Source organism: Luteolibacter sp. AS25 (assembly GCF_046736275.1).
In the GTDB taxonomy this organism is placed as follows: Bacteria; Verrucomicrobiota; Verrucomicrobiia; order Verrucomicrobiales; family Akkermansiaceae; genus Luteolibacter.
The window spans coordinates 1,660,150-1,673,475 of the sequence record NZ_CP151837.1 but is presented as its reverse complement, the minus strand read 5'-3'; the positions used below and the strand labels follow the sequence as shown (position 1 = coordinate 1,673,475).

Sequence of the window (13,326 nt, the reverse complement as noted above, 5' to 3'; positions counted from 1 at the left end):
CCATGAAACTGAACCCACTTCTACTCACCCTATCCGGCCTCCTGGCTCTATTCCCGCTTCATGCGGAATCTCTGGCGATAAGCGGAGCTGCCACCGGCCTACTGACACAAACTGTCGAGGGGCTAAAGTCAGGCAAGGACGGCACAGGACTCTCCCGTGAGATCGAACTTCCGGAGTTTTCCCGTGGCGCCTATTACCGCCCGCATTCCGAGTCCACAGCATGGGGAAATCGCGTCGAAGCCGTTGCTTTTGACTCAATCGAGGATCTGGAAAACTATTCGCCCTCTAAAACCAGAAAAGGACACAGCAAGGTCCAGGAAGGGCAGTTCATACTTCTGGAGCTAAAAGACGGGCGTTATCTCGCACTTCTACCGATGACTTCGGAAAAGGTTTTCGGGCAATTCTTTCTCGAGAACGGGAAGCTTCTTCTGAAAACCGGGAATTTCGGAACCGATGCTGTCGATGGTGAAATTCCGCTGATCTGCTGGGCTTACGGCGACTCGCCTTATGCTGCCACGGAAGCGGTTTGGGACCAGGTTTTAAAGTCAGGCAATGTGGCCGCACAGCCGCGTTCAGGGAAAAGCTATCCTGAGGAGCCTTACGGATACCTTGGCTGGTGCTCATGGGAATTCTACAAAACCAAGATCTCCGAGGAAATCATTTCAGATGCGTTTCACACCATCGAGGACAGCGGTGCTCCGATCCGTTGGTTGATGGTGGATGACGGCTACCTTGATGAAAAAGGCCGGAGGCTGGTCAGCTTCGGAGTGGACAAGAAAAAGTTCCCCAATGGCTGGGAACCGATCATGAACCTCAAGGATCCGGAGAAGATCAAATGGGTAGGCGTATGGAGAAATTTCGGCGGCTACATGAGCGGTGTTTCCGCCCAACATACGATGAAGGATCTGAAGTCCGACCTGAAAAATATGAAGAAGAAGGGCACCGTTTTGCCATATGGCAGCAAGGAGGCTTCCAAGGCTTTTTATGATGAGATGGTTTCCGATACAAAGGAGAGCGGATTCGATTTCGTTAAAGTCGACTTCCACGCCCGCACCTTTGATCATTACAAAGGCATGCCTGATCCAATCGGTGCGATGCGTGCGAACAACGAGGCGCTCGAGGAAGCAACCCACGAAATGGGAATACCTCTTTTGAATTGCATCGCGCAACCGAACATCAACTCCCTGCAGACGAAATACAGTGCGTTGACCCGCTCCAGCCCTGACTACAATCAGTCGGACAAGGATAAGAACAAGTGCAATACCTACCAGAGCTTCGCCAACCACCTTTGGATGGGGCAAACCGTTTGGGGTGATTTGGATATGTTCCACACACACGACGAGCGCGATGTGAACCCAATGGCAATTGCCCGCGCGATCTCCGGTGGCCCGGTTTACATTTCCGATGAGCCTTCCAAAATCGTTCCCGAAGTTCTGACTCCGTTTGCCTACGAAGATGGTAAGCTGCTTCGCACTTCCGCACCTGCTACGCTTCTTCCGGAAAGCTTCTTCATCCATCCGTTCCGCGATAACGATGTTTTCCGCGTAATCGCTCCGATGGAAGATGGGGTAGCTGCCATTGCGTTATTCAATTTCACAGAAGGCGGAAAGTCCCTCAAAGGCAGTATCAGACCGAAGGACTACACCTATGCAGGCGAATTACTTCAGCCGAATTCAGGCGCGTGGACTGCTCCTGCGGAAGGTCTCCTGGTTTACGATCGTGAAGCTAAATCCATCGTGGATCTGGAGGACGATTTCTCCTCAGAGGTTCCCAATTTCGATGCGAAACTGTTCCTCCTGTATCCGAAATCCAACGGCTGGGCAGTGATCGGTCGCACCGACAAGTATCTTCCTGCGGCAGCGGTAAAAGTGAAGGAATCCACCAAAGACCAGATTGTCTTCACACTCGCGGAATCCGGTCCACTGGCGATCTGGAGTGAAACCGGTGCCCCTAAGATGGACGGCGCAAATTTCGAATCAATTGGCGAAAATCTCTACATGGCCGATCTCCCGGTGGAAGCGGGTGAAGTGGAAATTACTGTCACCCGATAAAATCTAGAGGACCGGGAAATTGATATAGAAAAGGCTACTGAGGATCCTAATTCGTGTCGCCTTGATTTCAACGGTTCCAGGGAATGGGAGGCAGGTAAACCGTTTTACCTGAATTTCTGGTATTCCTCCGTTGAAAAAAGGAGGTAAAAGCAGAGCTGATCACAGAGCTCAGGGAAACCGGCGAATTCGACAATACCCTCGTCGTTTTCTTCGCGGACAACGGCTCCACCATCGACGGTGTTCAATGAGCCCTCTCAACGGGGGCGAAAACTCCACCTATGCAGCAGGTGTGCGTGTTCCTGAGTGAGGTTTATCCCAATATTCCGTCTCCGCCGCGTTCGTCCAACTACTTGGGTAGCTCCACGCTATCGAAAATTCTATCCCTGAGTTTCTCGAGGTCTTCTTGGTCGCCTTCGCCGAGGGCGATGACCTGGATCTGCCAGAGTTCGTTTCCGCGGGCAAATATGAGGCTGTGCTGATTGAGCGGGTGACCGTCCTGCTTGAGTGACATGTGGACCTGACGCCCTGCAAGTCCATCAACGATGACTTCCTCGGTGGAACTTGTGAAATCGGTAGCCTTGGGATTATCCCTGACCTGGGCGATCCCACCTGCGGCTGCACCATCCAGATTTACCTCGGGGATCTTGTAGACCATATGGGAGAGCATAACTTTACCGGCAGAGAGGCTGAGTTGGTAAACTTCCATGGATTCCATGACCTGTTTGACTTGGGCCGGTAACTCCAGGGGCTGAGAGGTGGGTGACGCCGGGAGATCAATCGTAAGCCCCATAATTTCGTATTGGCTAAAGCTGTCCGCTGCTGCTCTTGCGGTTCTCTCGGCTTTTTGCTCAGTGGAGTCGGCTGCCTTCTCCTTGCAGCTAATTAGAAAGGTGGCGAGGAAGAGACCTGTGATGAGTAATTTCATAAATGTTTGGTTATTTGCCGATATGAATCGTGCTGACTGTGCGGAATGTTCCAAGAGATGAAAACGATAATTTACTAGACATCGGGTGAGTTATAATTTGTAGAAATTGATTATTAGAAAAAATTAATTTTATACCATGAATAGGCGCCAGTAATCCGTAGCCATTCTTGAAGCCGGCAAGATTGTATCGAATGAATCAGGAAAATCCGGGTGATAGGTGGAGTTTGAGTGGTCGTGTTAATTACAAGGGATCAGTTAGTCATTTTGACGGGTGATGGTTGATTCGTGAGGGCTTGATACTGTATGGGTTATATATCGCGGCAAATTTACCTCTGGCGGTTAATATCCTTTTCGGTTATTCCTGATATGTGTCTGTGGATTCATTTATTTCTGTGGGGGAGAGTTCGGTAACTGGACCGATGAATTCATTTTGCGAGAGCGAGATGCAGACGGAAATCTTTGATGCCTTGGCTGGGCTGGCTGCGGAAATCTGCGGGCTTCCGATGGCGGCCGTGGTACTGGATTGTGGGAGTCAAATGAGGTTGGTAGGCACTGCGGGAATGGAGCCCAGCTGTTGCGAACGGGGAGATTGGCTGGACGAGGAAGCGATAGACTGCCGGGATCTACTAGTGGTGGAGGATGTGGTGGCGGACGAACGGTTTTCAAAAATGCCGCTGGCGCTAGGAGACAACGGGGTGAGGTTTTTTGCGTCGGAGCCACTGATTATGCCGAATGGCAAGGTGGCCGGGTGGCTGTGTGTCATGGATAAGGAACCGGGGAGCCTGACGGAGACACGCCGCACGGCGCTGGCCAAGCTGGGAGGTTTGGTGGTGATGCAACTGGTAACGGCACGCAAGGCTGAGGTAATTTCAGACAGCGAGCGAAGACTGCGGATAATACTGGAAAACGAACCGGAGAGTGTGACTCTTCTTGGCCTGGATTTTGAACTTCTGGAAATGAATCCAGCAGGGTTGCGGATGATAGAGGCGGATTCCGTGGCGGATATGGCGGGAAAATCGGTCCTGGACCTTATTTATCCCAACTACCGTGGACCGTTCAAAGAGATGATGGAGGGGGTAAAGCAGGGGGTAAGTGGGGAGCTTGAGTTCGAGATGGAGGGATTGAAGGGAACCCACCGCTGGCTTGAGACGCAGGCGACCCCGATGAGGAGCGAGGATGGAGGAGTGATCTCGCTGCTGGGCATTTCCCGTGACGTGACGGACAGGAAGCTGAATTTGGCGTTGCTGGAAGGTCAGCGGGAGGCGCTCGAGCTGATCGCCGAAGGTGCGGGTCTGGATGAGACCCTACCTGCTCTGGCGAAGTTCATAGAAGACCAATCTCCGGGATTACTTTGCTCCATATTGTTACTGGATGGGGACGGAGAACATCTACGGAACGGCACTGCACCCAGCCTTCCGCTGGAATATACAAGTGCTATTGATGGAGTGAAGATCGGTGAAGGAGTGGGATCCTGCGGGACTGCGGCTTTCCGCCGAGAGGCGGTATATGTGGAGGATATTGCGGAGAGTCCGCTCTGGAAAAATGCGGGTCCCGTCGCGCTGGAGCACGGACTGCGAGCCTGCTGGTCCACGCCGATTTTCGATAAGGAGCAGAAGGTTTGCGGAACTTTCGCTATGTATTACAGGGAGCCGGGACTGCCCAAGAAGGAGCACCTCCGGATGATTGAAATCGCCACGAATGTAGCAGCAATCGCGATCGGCCGACACCGTGAAACGGAGACGCTGAGGAGGAACCACCAACTGCTGGAGGGCGTAATGGAGGGGACGACGGATGCTATCTATGTGAAGGATATGGATGGGCGCTATCAGTTCATGAACGCAGCCGGAGCGAGGATGGCGAAGCTGACTCCGGATAAAGTGATAGGGAAGACAGATTTGGATCTGGTGCCGGAGGATTCAGCAAAGATTTTCCGCCAGATGGACGCGGATGTCCTAAAAGCGAACGGCCCTATTACGAGAGAGGAGACCGGCACCATCGGGGGACGGGAGTGGATTTTATCCGCAAACAAAACTCCGTGGCGTAATGCGGAAGGTGAGCCGATGGGGGTGATCGGGGTGAGCCGGGATATCACGGAAAGCAGGCAGGCGGAGGCGGAGTTGCGCGCTGGGGAAGAGAGATTCAGACTCTTCATGGATCACAGCCCAAGCACCGCGTGGGTGAAGGATGAGGATGGACGCTATGTCTACATGAACCGCCCTTTCGAAGACTGCTTCGGAGCAAATTTAGAGGAATGGCGAGGAAAGACGGATGATGAGATCTGGCCGGGGAGAATGGCCGATGACTTTCGCAAAAATGATCTGGCTGTGCTGAAATCCGGCAATGCGCTGGAGGCGGTGGAGTTCGCACGGAATGCGCAAGGGAAGGTGATTCATTTGCTATGCTCGAAATTCCCGTTCAAAGATGCGATCGGGAGACGCTTTGTGGCGGGGATAGGACTGGACATTACTGAACGGGTGGAAGCGGAGAAAGAGCTCCAGCGGAGTGAGGAGAATTACCGTTCACTGGTGGAGTCTGCCTCGGATGGGATAATTGTGTGTGATGAGAACAAGACGCTGCTGGATGTGAACACGGCGGGGTGCGCGATGTTCGGCTACACGCACAAAGAGATGATAGGGATGAAGTGTGAGGATATCTGTGGAGAGGGCACGGATGGGCTACTGCCGGAGTTGGATGCCCTGAAGCCTGGCGAGGTGGCGCGAAGCGAATGGAAGACGCGGCGCAAGGACGGGACAATTTTCCCGAGTGAGGTAAGTCTGACTGTACTACCGGATGGACGGACGCTGGCGATCATACGGGATATCACGGAGCGCAAGAAGCTGGAGCAGCAGTTCCTGAGAGTGCAGCGCATGGATAGCATCGGGACTCTGGCCGGAGGTATAGCTCATGACTTGAACAATGCGCTGGCGCCGATCCTGATGTCACTGGATCTACTGAAGCGGAAGTTCCCCGATCCGAATAGTCATGAGTTGATCGGGATCATCGGGGCGAGTGCCCAGCGCGGGGCGGAAATGGTGAAACAGGTGCTTTCCTTTGCCCGTGGAGTAGAAGGAGATCGGGTGGATATGGATTGTGGTGCTCTGATCTGCGAGGTGGAAAAGATTACGAATGACACCTTCATGAAGAACATAGAGGTGGAGGTAGAAATCGCACCTGATCTATGGAGTGTGGCTGGAGATAGCACTCAACTGCACCAGGTGCTGGTCAATCTGTGCGTGAATGCCCGGGATGCGATGCCGCGGGGAGGCAGGCTGAAAATTTCCGCGGAAAACCATATTCTGGATGCGCACTATGTGGGGATGAGCTTCGGGACTGAACCGGGACCCTATATACTGATCCGCGTGGAAGATAATGGGGAGGGGATGTCCCAGGAGGTACAGGAGAATATTTTCGATCCCTTTTTTACGACGAAGGAATTCGGGGCCGGAACGGGGCTGGGGCTGTCCACTTCACAGGCGATTGTCCGCGGACACGGCGGATTTATTCAGGTGTATAGCGATGAAGGGAAAGGGACGAGATTCAATATCTATCTACCGGCCAAGGCTGCGGAAGCAGTGGAGAAGAAAGCAAAGGTAACGGAGGGCGTGGACATAGATGGCCGGGGCGAGTGGATTCTGGTGGCGGAGGACGAGATCCTGGTGAGGCAGATCACCCGGGATACTTTGGAAACCTTCGGCTATCGTGTGTTACTGGCGGTGGATGGGGCAGATGCGATTTCAGTCTATGCGAATCACAAGGATGAGGTCTCTGTGGTGCTGACCGATATGATGATGCCTGTGATGGATGGTCCGGCTACAATCCAGGTGCTGCAGAGGATGAATCCGGAGGTAAGGATCATAGCCACCAGCGGACTTTCCTCCCCGGAGCACGTCAATGAGGTGATGAAGCTCGGAGTAAAGGATTTCCTGGCGAAGCCCTATACCGCGGAAATGCTTCTGACCGCACTTCGGGGAGCGCTGGCAGACTGATACACCCCGTTATAAGTATGCTGCGGAACGAACCAGATGTTTTGTGGATCAATTTTAGTCCGCCAAGCCTTGGGCATAAATATCTTCCGCTGAGTTAAGCATGATGAGCATTGGCCGGCAGCAGACTTCACAATCGTAGTCATATTCAGTGGGCATCTCCGCATCGGGCGGGATGGGGATCTCGAATTGTTCGAAGCAAGTGGGACAGGTAACGGGGACGGTGTTCATTTTATATGGATGCATTGAGTTGAGTTTCACCAAATCGCTCACCGTTTCTTCAGCTCAAAGTATACGCGGAACAGAAATAACCCTACTACAACGAAGAGAATGCCAAAGCCAATACAGGCATTTTCCGAGTAGGCGAAGGTCTGACCTGCCATGCGGTAACGGCCTGAAGCAGTGGCGCCAGAGGAGAAGATAGTGATCGGTTTGAGTATCGCCATAATGCCGCCGCCGGTCATAACTGTGGCGAAAGCCACCAGAAACCCACGGCCATCACCTTTCCCTGAGAAAGAATTTCTCTGATACCTACATTTCTTCCGTGGCTTCTTTTTCGCCGGAGACCTGTAGATTTTCTGTCCCATAGCGTTGCGAAAGGGATGGGTCCTCCACTGCTACCTTTTCAGGAGAATCTCATTTCCCAATACCACAAGATCAATGCGGCCCTGGAGGGTTTTATCGAGGAACGGGGTGTTCTGCGCTTTTGATTTCATGAAGTCCGCAGAAAAAGTGGAAGTCGCTTCTGTATTAAAGAGGGTAAGGTTGGCGGGTTGGCCTTCGGCGATGGTCGGCACCTCGATTGACATGAGGCGGCGGGGCTCAGCGGAGTATTTGTTCACGAGTGTATCCCAACCGAATTTCCCTTCCTTGATGAAGTAGTGGTAGAGCGAAACGACAGCGGTATCGAGGCCGGTGATGCCGTTGGGCGCGGAGACGAAATCCTGTGATTTTTCGAATGGCGTATGGGGGGCGTGATCGGTGGCAATCATATCGAAGGTGCCATCAAGCAGGCCCTCCAAAAGTGCATCATTGTCCACCTTTGTGCGGAGCGGGGGGTTCATCTTATAATGCGTGTCAAAATCTCCGATGTGCTCGTCGGTGAAGAGGAGGTGGTGGGGGGAAACTTCCGCAGTGACTTTGACGTCTCCGCGGGATTTCCACCAACGGATGGTTTCCATACCCATTTTAGAGGAAACGTGCTGGATGTGGATGTGCGCGCCGGTGGCATGGGCGAGGCGAATATCGCGATCGATGATAATTTCCTCAGCGCAGGCGGGTGATCCGGCGATGCCGAGGCGATATGAGACCGGGCCTTCATTTAGGGCGCGTGGTCCGGCGAGTTCCGGGACCTCGCAATGGGAGGCGAAGAACATGTCGAACTCGGACGCGTATTGCATGGCGCGGTAGAGGATAGAGGAGTTGATGGTGGTATCTCCATCATCGGTGAGCATTTTTACGCCGGCATCACGCATGCCATCGATGGCGGCCAGCTCTTTACCAGCGCGGTCTTTGGTCACACAACCGGAGGTATAAACTGGAATGCGTGAGTTTGACTTCGCGGAGTTCAGGACCGCGGCTACGCTGGCGCCGGAATCAATGGATGGAGCGGTGTTGGGCATCATAACGACACCGGTGATGCCGCCATTGATGGCTGATTCCGAGCCGGTGGCGATATTTTCCTTCTGCTCCTGCCCTGGCTCGCGGAAATGGACGTGTGCGTCGAAGAAGCCGGGGAGAAGGACCTGATTAGCGCAATCTATGACCTCCGTATCTTCCGGGGCAGCGATGCTAGGCGCGATGGTTTTGATGAGGCCATCAATGATGAGGACATCTGCGGAGAGCAGGTCCGGAGATGTTTCCGAGGCGATGCGGGCGTTTTGAAGAAGTAGGTTCATGATTTTGCTGGGCCTATTTGAACGGGAAAGTGGGGTTGGGGCAAAGGTTGAGTTGGGAATTTGTGGAAAAGTTATGGAAAGGAATTCGAAGCCTTACGGCTGGGGACTAGCAGACAGCTGAAATCAGCCGCGCCTTTAATCGGCGTTATGGGGGCATGAAAAAACCCCGGCTCTGGTTGGAGCGCGGGGCTTTAGGGAATATTAGCTAAGCCCGGACGGGATTAGAGTTTGTCGTTCACGAGTTTCTCGAGCTTGACGATATCTGCAGCGAAGCCGCGGATGCCATGTGCTGTTTTCTCGGTGGCCATTGCGTCTTCATTGAAGGCGAGGCGGAAGGATTTCTCGTCGTGGGAGATTTTCTCAACAGGATCCTGTGCGGCGATTTCCTCTGTGAGTTTCGCTTCGATCGCTTCGTCTGAAGCGGCGAGCTCGGCAAGGAGTTTTGGGGCGATGGTGAGCAGATCGCAACCGGTGAGGGCAATGATTTCACCTTTGTTGCGGAAGGAAGCACCCATGACTTCGGTTTTGTAGCCGAATTTCTTGTAGTAGTTGTAGATGGCTTTGACCGAGACAACGCCCGGGTCTTTATCGCCTTCAAAGTCTTCGCCTTCCGAGTTTGCCTTGTGCCAATCGAGGATACGGCCGACGAACGGGGAGATGAGCTGCACTTTAGCCTCTGCGCAAGCGACTGCCTGTGCGAAAGAGAAAAGGAGGGTAAGATTGCAATGAATGCCTTCTTTCTCGAGGATTTCAGCGGCTTTGATTCCTTCCCAGGTGGAGGCTATCTTGATGAGAATGCGACCTTTATCGATGCCTTCAGCTGCGTATGCGTCGATAAGTTCCTTTGCTTTGGAGACGGTTCCTTCTGTATCGAAGGAGAGGCGTGCATCCACTTCTGTGGAAACGCGACCTGGTACGATTTTCAGGATTTCGAGGCCGAAAAGGATAAGGATACGATCAAGAATAGCATCGGTAAGTGCCTGGCCGGAGAGTTCTCCGCCCTTGAACTCGGAAATCGCCTTGTCAATCAGGTGGCTGTATTCCGCCTTGCCTGCAGCCTGTAGGATTAGGGATGGGTTGGTGGTGGCATCCTGAGGCTGGAATTCCTTCATGGATTCAAAGTCACCTGTATCTGCGACTACTGTTGTGTGCTTTTTGAGCTGGTCTAGTTGTGTCATGTGGTTGGGAAGTTAAACGTGGTTTGCTGGATGGTGAATGCTAATTTGATGATTTTTCCGTAACAGCGGATGAAAAATGCTGAAGGCGATGATGAAAGCTGTTTCCGATGAAAACACCAGTGGTGGCCCCAAGAACATCGGCACACCAGTCAAAGAGATCATTTCCCGAGCGCCCGGGGGTGAATGTCTGATGAAATTCATCGAGTGCGCCAATAACAGCGAGGATTACAAGCGGCACGATAATCCGCATTGCGAAAGTAGCAGCAGGCCCTTTTTTCAAGAGCATAAAGGTGCCGAGTAAAATACCCCCGCCGAAGAAATAGCCAAAGTGGGCTATCTTATCAAAATATGGGATTTCCGGACCATCCGGAGGTAGGGAAGGTTTGAAAGATGAAAGAATGTAGAGAGTGACGGCCCAGAAAATAAATGCGGCCAGCCAGAGACGGGGAGAGGTAGCTGATTTCCGTAAATGGAGGGGCATGGGGATGATTGCTACTTCATTTCGTCTTCCAGGCGTTCTGCCAGCCATTGTTTCATCATGGACTGGTAGTTAAGAAAGCGGGAATTCGCCACGCGTTTGATGCGGGAGAGCATACGTGGATCAAAGCGGAGAGTGATGGTGGTCGACTCGCGGGAGGCGAGTTCGTGAACCGAGGAAACCATAAGTTTTGGGGCGAGTTCGTGGTTCTGCCAGAATTCGTGCTCTTCGGTGTCGCTGTCGAAATCCGGAAGATCTGTCCAGGAGTTGATGATTTTCATGGTTTCAGCGGGTTTCGTTGTAATTTCTGTCGTAGAAGCGGCGTTCGGACTCGCTCATTTCCCGTGCTGAGATCACGCGGGCGACCTTGCCATCAGTAGTGAAGGCGATGAACAGGTGGCGATCGGCGATGGTGCGGCCAAGTGCGTAGTAACGGGATGCTCCGTCCTCCCGATCATTATCCGGAAGAAAACGGATAGCGAAGGGGTCTTCGAAAATTTCCTCGAGTTCGCCGGGCTTGATCAGCCGAAGATCGAAGGGTGCATCGATAAGGTTAAGTTCCATGGGATTGAGTTTTCCTAATATCTACCTGAAGCGGCCATCCGTTAAGAATCTCCGCTGGGGAGACTAATGATTGAGATGCGTCAGGATTTTGTCCAGAGCTGCTTCAGGAGTGAGCCCGTGGAGTTGCTGGAGAACGTGGGGCTTTCCATGCTCCACAAACTCATCCGGCCAGCCGATACGCTCGACAGGTGTGGCGATATCAGCGTCGTGCAGGTGCTCGATACATGATGCGCCGAATCCATTCGCGAGGACATGATCCTCGAAGGTGCAGATCACCTTGCAGGTGTTAGCTGCTTTTTCGAGAATTCCTGTATCCAGGGGTTTGATGAAGCGAGGGTTGATAAGAGTGACGGATATGCCGCGGGCTTCGAGCAGGTCCTTTGTTTTCACTGCCATGTCGAAGAATGTCCCCAGTCCGATAAGTGCGACATCATGTCCTTCCTGGATGAATTCTCCTTTTCCGAGCAGGATAGGAGAGCAAGGGGCATCGAGAGGAGTGCCGGAGATCACGCCGCGAGGGTAGCGGATGGCGGACGGGCCATCATCGTATTTCGCCATCCATTTGATCATGGCGACGAATTCGGGTTCATCCTTCGGCTGCATATGGACGATATTCGGGATATGGCGGAGGTAGCCGATATCGAACAGGCCGTGATGGGTCGGGCCATCGTCGCCGGAAAGGCCGCCGCGATCCATACATAGACGGACAGGTAGATTCTGCAGGGCGATGTCATGAACAATCATGTCATAAGCGCGCTGCATGAAGGTCGAGTAAATGGCAAGGAAGGGGCGGATGCCTTGGGTGGCGAGACCAGCAGCAAAGAGAGCCGCATGCTCCTCCGCGATTCCCACATCGAAGTAACGGTCAGGTAGTTCCTTTTTGAAAGTATCCAACTTGGTGCCACCGGGCATGGCCGCGGTGATTGCGACGATTTTCTGGTCATCGATTGCTAAATCCGTGATGGTGCGACCGAATAATTCCGAGCATGTGGGTGTGGAGACAGTATCGGTGGATCCGTCTTCGATCTTGTAGGCACCGAGTCCGTGGAATTTCCCGGGATTATCGATGGCCGGTTGATAGCCACGGCCCTTTTCCGTGATGATGTGGAGGACGACCGGCTCGTTGAGTGTCTGCAGGTGCTCGAATGTTTTTACCAGCAGGGGTAGGTTATGCCCATCAATGGGACCAAAGTAGCGAAGACCAAATTTCTCGAAAAGAACGTTCGGGAATATGAGATTCTTTGCACCTTCCTCCACACGGTGAGCGATCTTGCGGACGGCTTTCCCCAGGATTTTCTCCACAAAATCAGCTGAAGCAGTGCGGACAGTCGAGTAGGTGGAATGTGTTTGCAACGCATTGAAGTAACGGGCGATCGCGCCGACGTTCTTATCAATGGACCACTCGTTGTCATTGAGGACTACGATGAATTTCTTGGTGGTCTCGGCAATATTGTTGAGAGCTTCGAGAGTAGGACCACAGGTAAAGGCCGCATCTCCGGCTACGGCGACCACGTGATTGTCCCCGCCGGTCAGATCGCGTGCGGCGGCCATCCCCAGTGCTGCGGAAATAGCGGTTCCTGCGTGACCTGCACCGTAGGCATCGTGCTCGGACTCAGTGCGTAGAAGAAATCCGTTGAGGCCCTTGAAACAGCGGATGGTATCGAAATCCTTCGCGCGACCAGTGAGCAGTTTGTGTACGTAGCCCTGATGGGAAACGTCGAAGACGAATTTATCGGCCGGAGTTGAAAAAACGGTATGTAGAGCGATGCAGAGCTCCACGACGCCCAGATTCGGGCCCAGATGGCCTCCTGTTTTAGAAAGTGAGTTGATCAGTGTGGAGCGGATTTCTTCCGCAAGCTCAGCTCTCTGTGTATCGGAAAAGGACTTTATATCGTCCGGAGACTGGATTTTTTCCAGCATCGGTCCAAGGAGTCCGGCTTCAGCGTCTTGTGGTTCGGGCGTTTCAGAAGAGGCTGATGTCATTTTGATCGTCTATGTCCGGGGAATCTTTTCGGGTGGAAGAAGCTGGTTCTTCGCTATCCGAGAGGGTGATGAGTTCTATCTTTTTCTGGGCTGCCGCCAGCACGCTTTCGCACTGTTTCAGGAGTTTTGTACCGGCTTCGTATTGCTTGACGAGGTCTTCAAGCGGGAGCTGTTCTCCTTCCATTTCATTCACAATCTCACTAAGCCCGGAGAGAGCTTGTTCAAAAGTGAGGGCAGACTTCACTGATTTCTTGGGAGCGGGCATC

Annotated in this window: 12 protein-coding genes; 2 read left to right on the top strand and 10 right to left on the bottom strand. The window is 53.0% G+C overall.

Features of this window, described 5'->3' with window-relative positions:
- The first annotated feature begins 2 nt into the window (after nucleotides 1-2).
- On the top strand, nucleotides 3-2,051 hold the full coding sequence (locus tag AAGA79_RS07710; protein WP_411828194.1) for a Sip1-related alpha-galactosidase: 2,049 nt from the start codon (nucleotides 3-5) through the stop codon (nucleotides 2,049-2,051).
- A gap of 346 nt (nucleotides 2,052-2,397) precedes the next feature.
- Here AAGA79_RS07710 and AAGA79_RS07705 read toward each other — a convergent pair whose 3' ends face one another.
- Nucleotides 2,398-2,976, bottom strand: a complete 579-nt coding sequence (locus tag AAGA79_RS07705; protein ID WP_411828193.1) for a hypothetical protein — start codon at nucleotides 2,974-2,976, stop codon at nucleotides 2,398-2,400.
- Nucleotides 2,977-3,395: 419 nt separating this feature from the next.
- Here AAGA79_RS07705 and AAGA79_RS07700 point away from each other — a divergent pair, with 419 nt between their 5' ends.
- The gene (locus AAGA79_RS07700) at nucleotides 3,396-6,962 is read left to right on the top strand and encodes a PAS domain S-box protein (protein WP_411828192.1); all 3,567 of its coding nucleotides are present in this window, start codon (nucleotides 3,396-3,398) and stop codon (nucleotides 6,960-6,962) included.
- A 54-nt stretch (nucleotides 6,963-7,016) separates the two neighbouring features.
- Here the strand turns inward: AAGA79_RS07700 and AAGA79_RS07695 are convergent, their stop codons facing one another.
- The 9 genes from AAGA79_RS07695 to xseB form a co-directional block, all read right to left on the bottom strand.
- Nucleotides 7,017-7,190, bottom strand: coding sequence for a CPXCG motif-containing cysteine-rich protein (locus tag AAGA79_RS07695; RefSeq protein ID WP_411828191.1), 174 nt, complete (start codon nucleotides 7,188-7,190; stop codon nucleotides 7,017-7,019).
- 38 nt (nucleotides 7,191-7,228) lie between these two features.
- A complete protein-coding gene (locus AAGA79_RS07690) occupies nucleotides 7,229-7,546 on the bottom strand; it encodes a hypothetical protein (RefSeq protein WP_411828190.1) in 318 nt (105 codons plus the stop codon).
- A gap of 30 nt (nucleotides 7,547-7,576) precedes the next feature.
- Nucleotides 7,577-8,857, bottom strand: coding sequence for a dihydroorotase (locus AAGA79_RS07685; RefSeq protein WP_411828189.1), 1,281 nt, complete (start codon nucleotides 8,855-8,857; stop codon nucleotides 7,577-7,579).
- 221 nt (nucleotides 8,858-9,078) lie between these two features.
- Nucleotides 9,079-10,035 (bottom strand): transaldolase, encoded by a 957-nt coding sequence (gene tal / locus AAGA79_RS07680; protein ID WP_411828188.1) that lies wholly within the window; start codon nucleotides 10,033-10,035, stop codon nucleotides 9,079-9,081.
- A 40-nt stretch (nucleotides 10,036-10,075) separates the two neighbouring features.
- Nucleotides 10,076-10,516: a VanZ family protein gene (locus tag AAGA79_RS07675; RefSeq protein ID WP_411828187.1), complete on the bottom strand. Its 441-nt coding sequence runs from the start codon at nucleotides 10,514-10,516 to the stop codon at nucleotides 10,076-10,078.
- A gap of 11 nt (nucleotides 10,517-10,527) precedes the next feature.
- Nucleotides 10,528-10,794, bottom strand: a complete 267-nt coding sequence (locus AAGA79_RS07670) for a CopG family antitoxin (RefSeq protein ID WP_411828186.1) — start codon at nucleotides 10,792-10,794, stop codon at nucleotides 10,528-10,530.
- Nucleotides 10,795-10,798: 4 nt separating this feature from the next.
- A complete protein-coding gene (locus AAGA79_RS07665; RefSeq protein ID WP_411828185.1) occupies nucleotides 10,799-11,077 on the bottom strand; it encodes a BrnT family toxin in 279 nt (92 codons plus the stop codon).
- A 63-nt stretch (nucleotides 11,078-11,140) separates the two neighbouring features.
- Nucleotides 11,141-13,060: a 1-deoxy-D-xylulose-5-phosphate synthase gene (dxs, locus tag AAGA79_RS07660; RefSeq protein WP_411828184.1), complete on the bottom strand. Its 1,920-nt coding sequence runs from the start codon at nucleotides 13,058-13,060 to the stop codon at nucleotides 11,141-11,143.
- Complete coding sequence (xseB, locus tag AAGA79_RS07655) at nucleotides 13,041-13,325, bottom strand: exodeoxyribonuclease VII small subunit (protein ID WP_411828183.1); 285 nt, start codon at nucleotides 13,323-13,325, stop codon at nucleotides 13,041-13,043. The genes dxs and xseB overlap by 20 nt, the downstream gene beginning before the upstream one ends.
- Nucleotide 13,326: the final 1 nt, after the last annotated feature.

Excerpts from the sequence above, each read along its gene's own strand:
- AAGA79_RS07700 (WP_411828192.1), top strand. The coding sequence starts at position 3,396 with ATGAATTCATTTTGCGAGAGCGAGATGCAGACGGAAATCTTTGATGCC.
- tal (WP_411828188.1), bottom strand. The coding sequence starts at position 10,035 with ATGACACAACTAGACCAGCTCAAAAAGCACACAACAGTAGTCGCAGAT.
- dxs (WP_411828184.1), bottom strand. The coding sequence starts at position 13,060 with ATGACATCAGCCTCTTCTGAAACGCCCGAACCACAAGACGCTGAAGCC.
- AAGA79_RS07695 (WP_411828191.1), bottom strand. The coding sequence starts at position 7,190 with ATGAACACCGTCCCCGTTACCTGTCCCACTTGCTTCGAACAATTCGAG.
- AAGA79_RS07705 (WP_411828193.1), bottom strand. The coding sequence starts at position 2,976 with ATGAAATTACTCATCACAGGTCTCTTCCTCGCCACCTTTCTAATTAGC.
- AAGA79_RS07675 (WP_411828187.1), bottom strand. The coding sequence starts at position 10,516 with ATGCCCCTCCATTTACGGAAATCAGCTACCTCTCCCCGTCTCTGGCTG.
- AAGA79_RS07665 (WP_411828185.1), bottom strand. The coding sequence starts at position 11,077 with ATGGAACTTAACCTTATCGATGCACCCTTCGATCTTCGGCTGATCAAG.
- AAGA79_RS07690 (WP_411828190.1), bottom strand. The coding sequence starts at position 7,546 with ATGGGACAGAAAATCTACAGGTCTCCGGCGAAAAAGAAGCCACGGAAG.
- AAGA79_RS07685 (WP_411828189.1), bottom strand. The coding sequence starts at position 8,857 with ATGAACCTACTTCTTCAAAACGCCCGCATCGCCTCGGAAACATCTCCG.
- AAGA79_RS07710 (WP_411828194.1), top strand. The coding sequence starts at position 3 with ATGAAACTGAACCCACTTCTACTCACCCTATCCGGCCTCCTGGCTCTA.
- AAGA79_RS07670 (WP_411828186.1), bottom strand. The coding sequence starts at position 10,794 with ATGAAAATCATCAACTCCTGGACAGATCTTCCGGATTTCGACAGCGAC.
- xseB (WP_411828183.1), bottom strand. The coding sequence starts at position 13,325 with ATGCCCGCTCCCAAGAAATCAGTGAAGTCTGCCCTCACTTTTGAACAA.